At 70.8% G+C, this 6,249-nt stretch carries 6 protein-coding genes and 1 pseudogene; 3 read left to right on the top strand and 4 right to left on the bottom strand.

Annotated elements, in window-relative coordinates; genetic code table 11:
• A partial coding sequence (locus tag KN815_RS45265) for a DUF6537 domain-containing protein (protein WP_216347623.1) occupies positions 1-183 on the top strand: 183 nt, incomplete at its 5' end.
• A 132-nt stretch (positions 184-315) separates the two neighbouring features.
• Here KN815_RS45265 and KN815_RS51245 read toward each other — a convergent pair.
• From KN815_RS51245 to KN815_RS51235, 3 genes and pseudogenes are all read right to left on the bottom strand, one after another.
• On the bottom strand, positions 316-861 hold the full coding sequence (locus tag KN815_RS51245; RefSeq protein ID WP_253209650.1) for a cytochrome P450: 546 nt from the start codon (positions 859-861) through the stop codon (positions 316-318).
• On the bottom strand, positions 843-1,199 hold the full coding sequence (locus KN815_RS51240) for a cytochrome P450 (protein WP_253209649.1): 357 nt from the start codon (positions 1,197-1,199) through the stop codon (positions 843-845). Before KN815_RS51240 ends, KN815_RS51245 begins: the two co-directional genes overlap by 19 nt.
• 208 nt (positions 1,200-1,407) lie before the next feature.
• Positions 1,408-1,685: pseudogene (locus KN815_RS51235) on the bottom strand (integrase); the annotation flags it as partial.
• 324 nt (positions 1,686-2,009) lie between these two features.
• Between KN815_RS51235 and KN815_RS45250 the strand changes: the two are divergent.
• Together KN815_RS45250 and KN815_RS45245 are read left to right on the top strand one after the other, a co-directional pair.
• Positions 2,010-3,602, top strand: coding sequence for a phytoene desaturase family protein (locus tag KN815_RS45250; protein WP_216347621.1), 1,593 nt, complete (start codon positions 2,010-2,012; stop codon positions 3,600-3,602).
• Between the two features lie 294 nt (positions 3,603-3,896).
• Positions 3,897-5,408: an aldehyde dehydrogenase family protein gene (locus KN815_RS45245; protein ID WP_216347620.1), complete on the top strand. Its 1,512-nt coding sequence runs from the start codon at positions 3,897-3,899 to the stop codon at positions 5,406-5,408.
• Between the two features lie 475 nt (positions 5,409-5,883).
• Here KN815_RS45245 and KN815_RS45240 read toward each other — a convergent pair.
• A partial coding sequence (locus tag KN815_RS45240; protein ID WP_216347619.1) for a transposase occupies positions 5,884-6,249 on the bottom strand: 366 nt, incomplete at its 5' end.

Here is a 6,249-nt window from a genome sequence, read left to right as displayed (position 1 = left end):
GCCGCCGCGAGGCCCGCCGCCGATCTCGCCGCCGATCTCGACGCCGTGGTGGAGCTGGCGGAACTCCCCGACCTGGTGCGCGGCTACGAGCAGATCAAGCTGGACAACGTCGACACCTACCACCGGCGGCGGTCCGAACTCCTGGAGAAGCTGCGGCCGACCCCCGTACACCCCTTCCCCTGAGAGCCGGTCGTCGTCGTAGCGTCGTAGGACGAGGATGTCCTCGTAGGGACGACAACGGAACCGAGGCTGAGAACCTCTATTCCTTGAATACAGGTTCTCAGCCTCGACGTATGCGAGCTCTCGTTCACTCCGTTACGCATGTCGCTCCGGGGGACGCGCTGGACACGCGGTGCGCCGTACCGTCACGCGCTCCGGCGCCCGAAACGACAGCAGGCCCAGCATGGGGGGCGGCTCCGCCTCCGCCGGCTCCACGTCCGGGAGCAGGGACACGGCCATGCGCAGCGCCACGGCTGCTTCGGTACGGGCCATGAGAGCCCCCGGGCAGCGGTGCTGGCCGACGCCGAACGACAAATGCCGTCGGCTGTTCGGCCGGTGCGGGCAGAGCCTCGCGGCATCGGGGAAGACCTCGGAATCGGAACCCGTACCCATCAGCATCAAGAGAAGCTCGCCCCCAGAGGGAATCCGGACCCCCGACAGCCGCACATCCCGCGTGGCCACTCTCCGCCAGGTCGTGACCGGTGGCTCACGGCGTATGACTTCCTCCACCCAGGCTTCACCGAAACCGTCGTCCGTGACCAGCCGTGACCAGACGTCCGGGTCGGCTGCCGCTCTGCGCAGCACGGTGGAGATCAGTTGGGCGGTCGTGGACTGGCCGGCGATCAGAACGAAGCAGCACACGGCCACCGCGGTCTTCCGGTCGAGCGCAGCGCCATTCGGCTGGCGATGCTCGCGCAGCGCGCCGAACAGACGGAACCCGCGGCGATATCGGCTTGTGCCTCGGCGAGCAGCTCCCGTGCACACTGCTCGATCAGGGGTGCTGTGGCGGCCACTTTGTGCGCGGTGAAGAACCGCGTCACCAGCCGTCGTAGCCCCGCGTGACTGGGGCCGCCATTGTTGGCGAGGGCCGGCGGCAATGCGAACCCGGCCTTGGCGAGAGCGCGCAGGGCGGGCACCGATAGACGTGTGATCGCCTTCTGAGTGCTGTCCGGCAGGCAGGACTCCGGGTCCAGAAGCACCCGTCGCACATCGTCGTACCGACTGACCAGCCACAGGCCCGTGCCGGGGTCGTGGTGAACCGGTGCGGAGTCCCGCAGAACCTCGAGCGTGGGAAACGGGTCGGAGACGAAGGGCTACCCGAAGAGATCCAAAGACGCGAGCCCGTTTCCATTATCGACGTTCGGGGTGCCGCCTCGTCCTGCGTCTGGCCAGGGAAAATGCCTCGTGGGTACGGATCGAGTGGATGGTGAGGGGGCGTCCACGTCGCTTGGACACGCAGGTCGCGGCATGGCGCCGCCTGAGGAGTTCCCGATGCCGGCGCACGAACGTCTCGGGGCGGACCAGCAGCAGAAGGGCCGCAGTCTGTCTTTGGGCAGGTGGTGCAGAAGGCCGGCGAGGACAGCGCGATCACTGTCATTGAAGGCAGGCTTGCCGACCTGACGCTACAGGACCAGCAGTTGGTGCCGGAGCACCAGGATCTCGATGTCTTTGTCTCTGTCGCTCATCGGCAGGAGGCGTAGGAACGCCAGGGTGTTGGTCGCGGTGAGGTAGGCCAGGCGCAGCAGCGCGACAGATCATGATGCCGTCAGGTCCTTGTGCAGGTGAAGACGCCGGGGTGAGCGTCGGACAAAGTCGAAGATCTCTGAACAAGCTCTCACCTGCGTGGATGATGTACCGGCGCCCGCAGTCCCCACGCCCGCGCGTCTCCCGAAGATCGTTGTGCGGATACCGGTATCGCGGTGCGGACGGGGGGTTGACGCGGCCGTCCCGCGTGGCCCAATACTGAACGCTCGATCAGTAAGAGATTGCTGTGCCGTCTGGAGGGAACCGTGTCCGCTCTTCCCGAAGTCAAGCCGCGAAAGACGCGCTACGACGCCGTCATCGTCGGCGGAGGTCACAACGGGCTGGTCGCCGCCGCCTACCTGGCGCGCGCCGGGCGCAGCGTTCTGGTGCTGGAACGCCTGGACCACACCGGGGGAGCGGCGGTGTCCACCCGGCCGTTCGCCGGTGTGGACGCGCGGCTGTCGCGCTACTCCTACCTGGTGAGCCTGCTGCCCCAGCACATCGTGCGTGACCTGGGCCTCAGCTTCCAGGTGCGCTCTCGGTCGGTGTCGTCCTACACCCCCACGGTCCGGGACGGACGGGCCACCGGGCTGCTGGTGCACCGGGACACCGCCCGCACCCGTGACGCGTTCACCCGGCTCACCGGCTCCGACCGCGAGTTCACCGCGTGGCAGGAGTTCTACGCGCTGACCGAGCGCGTCGGTCAGCGGATCTTCCCCACGCTCACCTCGCCCCTGCCCAGCCGGGAGGAGCTCAAGGCCCGGGTCGGGGACGACGCGGCCTGGGAGGCGCTGTTCGAGCGCCCGCTCGGTGAGGCCGTGGAGTCACGGTTCCAGGACGACCTGGTCCGCGGTGTCGTGCTCACCGACGCCCTGATCGGGACCTTCTGCGGCGCCCATGACCCCTCGCTGCGGCAGAACCGCTGTTTCCTCTACCACGTGATCGGTGGTGGCACGGGTGACTGGGACGTGCCCGTGGGCGGCATGGGCGCGCTCACCGACGCGCTGGCGGACGCCGCCCGCGCGGCCGGAGCCGAGCTGGTCACCGGCTGTGAGGCCACGCGGGTGGCCACCGACGGCAGCCGCGCGGAGGTGACCTTCCGCCCGGTGGACGGCGACGGGCTGCCCGGTGACCGCGAGCTCGTGGTCGACGCGGACCACGTACTGGTGGGCGCCTCGCCCAAGGCCCTGGCCGAGCTGCTGGGCGAGCAGCCACCCACGCCGGCCGAAGGCGCCCAGCTCAAGATCAACATGGTGCTGCGGCGGCTGCCCCGGCTGCGGGACACCTCCGTGGACCCGCGTACCGCGTTCGCCGGGACCTTCCATATCGCCGAGGGCTACACCCAGCTCGAGGAGGCGTACCAGCAGGCCGTATCCGGGAGCCTGCCCACCACGCCCCCCTCGGAGATCTACTGCCACTCGCTCACCGATCCCTCGATCCTGGGCCCCGGGCTCGTGGAACAAGGCTGGCACAGCCTGACCCTGTTCGGTCTGCACGCCCCCGCCCGGCTGTTCGCCGAGGACAACGAGGGCGCCCGCCAGTCGCTGCTGAAGGCCACCCTGGCCCAGTTGGACGCCCACCTGGCCGAACCGCTCGCCGACTGCCTGGCCACCGACGCCGAGGGCAGGCCCTGCGTCGAGGCCAGGACACCACTGGACCTGGAGGAGGATCTGCGGCTGCCCGGCGGCAACATCTTCCACGGTGATCTGGACTTCCCCTACGCCGAGCCCGGTGCGGGCCGCTGGGGAGTGGAGACCGGTCACGCGAACGTCCTGTTGTGCGGGGCGGGAGCGGCCCGTGGCGGCGGGGTCAGCGGGGTGCCGGGACACAACGCGGCCATGGCCGTCCTCGGCCGCTGATGGCGCGCCATGACAACCGGCCGTCCGTAGGCCCCGCCCCCGGTACGGCCACGGCAGGGCCACCGGCGCGCTGCGCGTCGGCCGGTGGCCCCGCCGCGAACGACCGGCTCCGCCCGTGGCGGAGCCCGCCAGGAGGAGCGGTATTGATCCGGCAGTCAGTAATTTCGGTGACGCCTGTTGACTCTCCAGTCAGTAGCGTCCTACGGTTCGAAGCCAGTCAAGCGCGTGGCATTCCTTCTGAGCCCGCGCCGTCCCTCTCACCGAAACCCCAGTCCGCGCCCGAGGAGCACGACCATGGGTAATCCGGTCTCATATCCCCTGACAGGCCAACTGGACCCGGACCGCTGGGAGTTCTGGATCGGCGGTACGTGGCAGGCTCCGCTGGAGGGCTCCGGGGACGCACACGCGGTGGTCACCGATCCGGCCACCGGACGCGCCATCGGCCGGGTGCCACAGGCCACGGAGGCCGATGTGGACGCCGCGGTGGCGGCGGCCCGTGCCGCCTTCCCGGCCTGGGCCGCCTCCGGCGTCTCGACCCGTCAGGCGCTGCTCGCCGCGGTGGCCACCGGTATCAGGGAGCGCGAGGCGGAGTTCGCCGCGGTCATCACCGCGGAGATGGGCGCCCCGCGGGACAACGCCCTGGAGGCGCAGACCCGCCTCGCGGCCGAGGTCTTCGACTCCTACCTCACCGTCCTCGCCGACTTCCAGTGGCAGGAGCGCATCGCCTCCTCCCAGGTCGTCCGGGAACCGGTGGGGGTCGTCGCCGCCATCACCCCGTGGAACTACCCGCTCTACCTCATCGCGGCCAAAGTGGCCGCCGCGCTCGCCGCCGGCTGCACCGTCGTCCTCAAGCCGAGCTGCGAAGCCCCCTTGAGCGCCTTCCTGCTCGCCACCGTCTTCGAGCGGGCGTGCGCGGAGACCGGAGCACCCGCGGGGGTGTTCAACCTGATCACCGGCGCCGGATCGGTGGCCGGTGCGGCACTCGCCGGCCACCCCGGTGTCGACGCCGTCTCCTTCACCGGCTCCACCGGCGCGGGACGCGCCGTGGCGCGCACCGCCGCCGAGACCGTCAAACGCGTGGGGCTGGAGCTCGGCGGAAAGTCCGCCCGGGTGATCCTCACCGATGAGCCCGACGGCTCCACCGTCAAGGACCTGGACCGCGCCATCGCCACGGCCCTCGCCGACGCCTTCTACAACTCGGGCCAGACGTGTACGGCCTGCACCCGGGTCCTGCTGCCGGAGGCGGTGTACGAACGGGCGGTGGCGCTCGCCGCCGAGGAGGCCGGACGCTGGCCGCTGGGGGATCCGGCCGGACCCGGGGACCACCTCGGCCCGATCGCCACCGCCGCGCAGTACGACAGCGTGCTCGCGCATATCGCCCAGGGGACGGCCGAGGGCGCCCGGCTGGTGACCGGTGGCGAGGCGCCCGCGGACCGGCGGCCCGAGGGCCTGGCCTCCGGCCACTGGGTGCTGCCCACCGTGTTCGCCGACGTCACACCCGATATGACCATCGCCCAGGAGGAGATCTTCGGGCCGGTCGTGTGCCTGCTGCCCTACCGGGACGAGGAGGAGGCCGCCCGGATCGCCAACGACTCGATCTACGGCCTGGCCGGAGCGGTGTGGTGCGCCGATCCGCTCCGCGCCGAACACTTCGCCCGCCGCATCCGCGCCGGGCTGATCACCGTGAACGACGGCACGTTCAACGTCCTCGCCCCGACCGGCGGCTACAAGCAGTCCGGGATCGGCCGGGAACTGGGCGCGCACGGCCTCGCCGAATACCTGGAAACGAAGACCATCCAATGGTGACACCGACCCCCTGCGCAGGCGAGGATGAACCGGGCGGAGCCTGACCGGCCGCGGCTCCCGGACACCTCCCGCCGTCCCCGGTCGCCGGCGGCACGGTTCGCCGCGGCCGCGGCCGGGGACACCGGGTGGCCACCGGACCCGCCACGGACTCAGCACCTTCCCGGCCCCGTGCCCCACCCCGTACGGCACCGGCCCGCCCCGCCGCCCGGACCCCTTCCGGACCGCGCCCCCGACGCCGCGGCACACCCCCGTACCCCGGGGAACACTGCGCCACCGCTCCACCCCACCCCGGGCCACCCCCATCCCGGGCCAACACCCCCCGCACACCGCAGCCCCCGCCCCCCGCTTCGGCGCACCCACACGTGAATCACCCTTCGCCGTTCCTTCGCTCCCGACGTCAGGTCCCCATCTCCCTGCCGCCCGGTCATCTTGCGAAGCGGCAGCTTCACGAGAGACATCTCGCGTGCGTAACAAGTCAAGCCGCCGTGGCCAGAGCCGCTGAAGGACCGGAGGTGAACGCGTGTTGCTCGTCGAAGAGCTGTCGGCTCTGCAGGCAGTGGTAGAGCTGTCCGATCATCCGGTTGAACAGGTGCCGCTGGGCCCCGGCGTGCCAGTCCCCACGCTCGCGTCGGTGCTTGTAGTGGGCGTTGGCTCCGGGCGAAACCCGCATGGCGGAGAGTACCCAGAGGAAGCCGGCGGCGATGAGGCGGTTGTTCTTGATGTAGCGGCGTCCGACGTAGCGCTTCTTGCCGGAGGCGCGGGTGACCGGCGCGGACCCGGAGTATGCCTTCAGTGCACGGGCGTCGGCGAAGCGGGTGCGGTCGTCACCGATCTCGGCGAG

The organism is Streptomyces niphimycinicus (assembly GCF_018883605.1).
Classification (GTDB): domain Bacteria; phylum Actinomycetota; class Actinomycetes; order Streptomycetales; family Streptomycetaceae; genus Streptomyces; species Streptomyces niphimycinicus.
This window is presented reverse-complemented; position numbering and strand designations above follow the sequence as displayed.

Excerpts from the sequence above, each read along its gene's own strand:
- KN815_RS45245 (WP_216347620.1), top strand. The coding sequence starts at position 3,897 with ATGGGTAATCCGGTCTCATATCCCCTGACAGGCCAACTGGACCCGGAC.